Annotated in this window: 2 protein-coding genes; one reads left to right on the top strand and one right to left on the bottom strand. The window is 44.8% G+C overall.

What is annotated here, in order from left to right; all coding sequences use genetic code 11:
* The coding region (locus H6S82_RS27005; protein WP_191057017.1) for a P-loop NTPase fold protein at positions 1–977 on the bottom strand (977 nt) is incomplete at its 3' end.
* Between the two features lie 394 nt (positions 978–1,371).
* On the opposite strand from H6S82_RS27005, the gene H6S82_RS27000 reads away from it, so the two are divergent.
* The coding region (locus tag H6S82_RS27000) for a histidine kinase dimerization/phospho-acceptor domain-containing protein (protein ID WP_191057016.1) at positions 1,372–2,964 on the top strand (1,593 nt) is incomplete at its 3' end.

Below are 2,964 nucleotides of genomic sequence, written 5' to 3'. Positions count from 1 at the left end.
TCTGACTCGGTTTTGTCTGGAAATGCCCTCGCCATCACCATTTGTCGCAGCAATGCCATTCCTTCTTCGCATTCGCTACCATCTCTTAATTGTACCGGCACCATCGGCAAAACTTTCGGTTCGTCAAATCGCTGGGTCAGATTCCCGTAGTCGTTGGAGAATTTGAGGGCTAGCGGCATAGTATAAAGTACGTGACAGTGCAGCTTACTTAAATACTCACCCTGATCCACAAATATATATTCTTGTTGCGGACGACCCCACGACTTCTGGCGACTGTCGAGGCGATCGAGATTATCGACAATTGCCACTAATCCTTTTTTACCTTGCTGTTTCAGTTTTGCGATCGCAGGTTCTAACAATTCTCGATTAATTGCTTCCAACAAGGGAACTTTCTGTGGGCCCAAATACTGATTCAGTTTTTCCCGCAGGGTGGGGTCGCTTTTTACTTTACTGGTAATTTCGCCAATACCAAAGGCGAGAGTGAACTTTTCCCCTTCCGAACTCACCCCCACATCGTTACCCGCCAGTTTAAATTTCAGTCCCGTCACATCGGAGGTTAACACCCGCGCCGCACCTTGCAGCAACTCCTTGAATTTTTTAGGTTCCGCCAGTTCCAGCTGTTCCAGACTTTGGCTGATGCGACGTGCGATCGCTAACATGATATCGCTGATATCGACATCCGTCATTTCCAAGTCGTCACTGGATTCAAAATATACTACGTGGTAACCTTCATCCTCCAATTCTGCTTTCAACCGCAATAATTCTGTAGACTTGCCACAACCAATATGCCCGGTAAATAAAATACAAGTACGATCGTCAGTTGCAAAATACGTGATGTTATACTTCAGTTCATCAATAATTTTGCCCCCTCGAACTGAGGCAAAATCTATGTAACACTTTTCGTCTTCGGGATTTTTGATATTTAAAGTTCTCGCCGGGTTGGTCGCCTGAAAAAATGTCCGTAAATCTAAACCCATACTCCTCCTTTGGTTAGCTTTAATACTAATTACTTCAGTATATTGCACTCGTTCAGCAACTGGGTTTCTTACATCTGTCCTTAGCTAGAAGCTTACATGGGTGAGAAGTTCTAGCCTATTTCTTTAGCCTTATCGATCGAGATGCAAGATATAAAATTATGTTTTTCCCGAACTCCGACCCGGAACATAGACTTTTGAGGGGATCTCAGTTTGAGTGGACTGGTGCTGTTAGGCAAAAATCACTCTGGCGGAGGATGGGGAATAAATCTAAAGCAATTGGATACCGAGCTAGGTGTTGTGATATTACAGTACTAATGCTGAGTTTAAATTGGCAGTTGAGGTAGTTCGATTTACAAGAGTGAGACATCTTTTTTCGCGGGAGGACAAGGAATTTATGGTGGTGCAACTCGAAAAATTAACGGCTTCTGACAAAAATATAGAAAGCGAAAAAGTTTTAACTGCTCAGGTTTATAGCAAGTTGTTAAAACCGGAATTTCTCTCCCGTTGGAAACGAAAAGCGAGTGACTGGCGCTTCCAGCAAAAAATCGGTCAGGGGTATTTTTTAGCGATTGCAATTGCCTTTTTTGGCTCATTTAGCGGACTGGTAATGGCAGACTATTACCAGGGAAAAGAAATAAAGCAACTAGCTGACGATCGGGCGCAATCGCAACTTTTGAGTGAATTCAAAGAGGCGACAATAAAGACGGAATTGCAGACTTCGCGATTAGCTAGTGTATTGGAGTCGGATTTAGGACGATTGCAAACAGAAAAAACCCGCTTTCGCGAAGCTATGGCCCAAAGCAAGAAATTGCGGGATAAAATTGCACGCTATGTTGAAAGCAATCCCTCTCGGTCAGCCGCAGATCCCGCGACGATGAAGGCTTTATTGCAGGCTTACGGAACAAAGTTAGAATCCTACAGACAAACTACCGAGTCAATTTTGCAGCAGCTCGATCGCTTGCCATTATCGCCAGAGGCGGTAAAATCGCTACACAAGCAGCTAGAGAAGATGGTGGTAGGGCCAGAAGCGATCGGCTGGGAACGCCTGCGCGGGGAATTGACAAACATCCTTCAAATCGCTCGCGATCGCGAACGACAAGGGGAAATGGCCATAGAAGATGCACAACGACTGCAAAAACAGATTATTATCCTGAGTATGCTGCTATCGGTAGCGATCGCCTCAATTGTGGCATACCGTAGCAGTCGTGCGATCGCCAAACCGGTCGTCAGTGTAACAGAAGTAGCCGAGCAAGTGGCGAGAGAGTCTAATTTCGACTTGCGAGTTCCCGTAACTACAAAAGATGAAATCGGCTCATTAGCAATTTCTTTCAATCATTTGATCGAACGGGTAGCCGATCGCACCAAAGAACTGGAAATAGCTAAAGAATTAGCTGAAGCTTCTAACAAAGCTAAAAGCCAGTTTATCGCCAATATGAGTCACGAGTTGCGGACACCGTTAAATGCGATCGTAGGCTTGAGCCAACTGCTCAAAGAAGACGCCCAAGAACTCAATTTAGACGAGGCAGAATTTGTCAGCGATCTCCAATCAATCAACTCAGCCGGCAAACATTTGCTGGCATTGATTAACGACATTCTCGACTTGTCGAAAATTGAAGCGGGAAAAATGACTCTCTACCCGGAGACATTTGCGCTCAAGAATATCGTTAATAACGTTGTCACTACAGTTAAGCCCTTGGTGGAAAAAAATGTCAATGTCTTAGAGATTATTTGCGACGAAGACCTGGGCATCATGTACGCCGACCAAACTAAAGTGCAGCAGATCTTGTTCAATCTGCTCAGCAACGCTGCCAAATTTACGGTACACGGTAAAGTAAAGCTGACAGTTACCCGCGAATCGCATAATTATAAAGATCCCAAATCTTCTGAGTGGATTTGCTTTCGGGTGCAAGACACAGGCATTGGCATATCTTACGAACAACAGCAACGTTTATTTCAACCCTTCACCCAAGCAGACGCCTCGACTACG

The organism is Planktothrix sp. FACHB-1355 (assembly GCF_014748295.1).
In the GTDB taxonomy this organism is placed as follows: Bacteria; Cyanobacteriota; Cyanobacteriia; order Cyanobacteriales; family Aerosakkonemataceae; genus Aerosakkonema; species Aerosakkonema funiforme_A.
Note: the sequence above shows the minus strand (reverse complement) of the source record. Positions and strands in the feature narration are given on the sequence as shown.